The sequence below is a fragment of the Endozoicomonas atrinae genome, assembly GCF_001647025.1.
GTDB classification, from domain to species: Bacteria; Pseudomonadota; Gammaproteobacteria; order Pseudomonadales; family Endozoicomonadaceae; genus Endozoicomonas; species Endozoicomonas atrinae.
This window is the reverse complement of record NZ_LUKQ02000605.1, coordinates 1-1,089: the sequence shown is the minus strand read 5'-3', so window position 1 is coordinate 1,089 and position 1,089 is coordinate 1. Positions and strand designations below refer to the sequence as shown.

Sequence of the window (1,089 nt, the reverse complement as noted above, 5' to 3'; positions counted from 1 at the left end):
GATAATTATCAATTGCTTGGAGGATAGGTCGGGCTCTGGCGGGGAAGAGAGGGGGCGAGCGGGGTTATGAAGCTACTGTCGCAGTCAGAATTCGCCAAACGTCAAGGCTGGAGCCGACAATATGTGGGAAAACTGGTCGGGTCTGGCAAGATCCAGCTGGTCAATGGGAAGATTGATCCAGAGCAGGCGATGGCCGCCATTAAGGCCCAATCGGAGCCTTCCAACGAACTGAGAACACAGACCAAAAGCGAAGCTGTTTTACCCACATCGCCCACGGATTCACGACAGGCCGTTGACTTCGTCACAGCCCGCACCATGCGGGAAGCCTTCAAGGCCAAAATGGCCAAGATGGAGTATGAAGAGAAGGCTGGCAAGCTGACCGATGCATCCAAAGTCAAAGCAGACGCTTTTCGAGCTGGCAGGATTGTCCGGGATTCGTTGCTTGGCATACCCGACCGGTTGTCGGATGTGTTGGCAGCGGAACAGGATCCGGTTCAGGTAAGAAAACTATTGATTGATGAACTGGAAACCATTCTGAATGAACTGAGCAGCAACCCGTAGATAAAACAACGCCCCGGTCAACGGGGCGATAAGCTCAGCATTTCCAAGTTGTTATTGTTATTTCCCTGGTGGCCATCCTGGCCATTGGTTCCGTCCTGGAACACATGCTGAGTTATTTCCTTTACAACGAATCATTACCATTAAACGTGCCAACTTTTCGGTTTGCCCATGCGCCAGGGGCTTAGAGATTATCGGTCGGTTTACATAATCTTTAGATATGGGTAGGTGTAACGCCTGTTTGTCACCTTTATAAACAAACAATCGTATGAATAATCCCTATTTCTCAGGCTTTTTTGCGGGGCTGAAACCGGATACCCGCCTGACGGTTTCCGAGTGGGCGGATGAGCATCGCATCTTGCCCATGAAGTCCGCCAAGGAAGCCGGTCGCTGGAGAACGGCAAGAACCCCCTACCTGAAAGAGATCATGGATTGCCTTTCGCCTTCCTCTTCCGTGGAGCAGGTGGCGTTTATGAAAGGGGCTCAGGTGGGCGGTACGGAGTGCGGCAATAACTGGTTGGGGTATGTGGT

Annotated in this window: 2 protein-coding genes; both read left to right on the top strand. The window is 51.8% G+C overall.

From position 1 onward, the window contains the following. Window positions 1-66 precede the first annotated feature (66 nt). Window positions 67-561 carry a hypothetical protein gene (locus tag AK963_RS29480; protein WP_066018782.1) on the top strand — a complete coding sequence of 165 codons (495 nt, stop codon included), beginning with the start codon at window positions 67-69 and terminating at the stop codon, window positions 559-561. Window positions 562-826: 265 nt separating this feature from the next. Further along, window positions 827-1,089, top strand: a 263-nt coding sequence (locus AK963_RS29475) for a phage terminase large subunit family protein (RefSeq protein WP_175404739.1), incomplete at its 3' end; no start/stop codon positions are given.

Excerpts from the sequence above, each read along its gene's own strand:
- AK963_RS29480 (WP_066018782.1), top strand. The coding sequence starts at position 67 with ATGAAGCTACTGTCGCAGTCAGAATTCGCCAAACGTCAAGGCTGGAGC.